Origin of the sequence: Pseudomonas sp. ICMP 3272 (genome assembly GCF_001466905.1) — a bacterium.
GTDB classification, from domain to species: domain Bacteria; phylum Pseudomonadota; class Gammaproteobacteria; order Pseudomonadales; family Pseudomonadaceae; genus Aquipseudomonas; species Aquipseudomonas amygdali.
In genome coordinates this window covers 1-578 of record NZ_LKEK01000008.1, presented here as the reverse complement: position 1 = coordinate 578, position 578 = coordinate 1, and the positions used below count along the sequence as shown (strand labels likewise).

Genomic DNA, 578 nt, shown 5'->3' with positions numbered 1-578 from the left:
CACGTATTAGGTAACTGCCCTTCCTCCCAACTTAAAGTGCTTTACAATCCGAAGACCTTCTTCACACACGCGGCATGGCTGGATCAGGCTTTCGCCCATTGTCCAATATTCCCCACTGCTGCCTCCCGTAGGAGTCTGGACCGTGTCTCCGTTCCAGTGTGACTGATCATCCTCTCCGACCAGTTACGGATCGTCGCCTTGGTGAGCCATTACCTCACCAACTAGCTAATCCGACCTAGGCTCATCTGATAGCGCAAGGCCCGAAGGTCCCCTGCTTTCTCCCGTAGGACGTATGCGGTATTAGCGTCCGTTTCCGAGCGTTATCCCCCACTACCAGGCAGATTCCTAGGCATTACTCACCCGTCCGCCGCTCGCCACCAGGTACAAGTACCCGTGCTGCCGCTCGACTTGCATGTGTTAGGCCTGCCGCCAGCGTTCAATCTGAGCCATGATCAAACTCTTCAGTTCAAACATCTAACTGGGTTTTGAGAAAACCCTAAACTTGGCTCAGCAATCGTTGGTTACATCTTTGATTTCTCGCGGAGTAACTTGGGTTGCTGATAATCTGTTGACTTCAG

1 rRNA gene is annotated in these 578 nt (G+C 52.6%); it reads right to left on the bottom strand.

The features are described 5' to 3' along the window. A 16S ribosomal RNA gene (locus tag AO068_RS02315) occupies positions 1-468 on the bottom strand; the annotation flags it as partial. Positions 469-578 lie beyond the last annotated feature (110 nt).